At 47.4% G+C, this 247-nt stretch carries 1 protein-coding gene; it reads left to right on the top strand.

Annotated elements, in window-relative coordinates:
- The coding region (locus A3738_RS29285) for a citrate/2-methylcitrate synthase (RefSeq protein WP_304440095.1) at positions 1–171 on the top strand (171 nt) is incomplete at its 5' end.
- Positions 172–247 lie beyond the last annotated feature (76 nt).

Raw genomic sequence — 247 nt, 5'->3', positions numbered from 1 at the left:
ATTATCCTTAAAGCAATCGGTATCCCTGAGTCGATGTTCACAGTGATCTTCGCAATGTCTCGTACAATTGGTTGGTTTGCTCACTGGAATGAAATGGTCAGCGAGAACTACCGAATTGGTCGCCCTCGTCAGCTTTACAAAGGCTACGACAAGCGTGACTATCCTGCGTAACAAGCGGGCACAAAAAAACCGCTCAATTAGCGGTTTTTTTGTGCCCGCTTGTTACGCAGGATAGTCACGCTTGTCG

This window comes from Oleiphilus sp. HI0066, from assembly GCF_001635725.1.
This window is presented reverse-complemented; position numbering and strand designations above follow the sequence as displayed.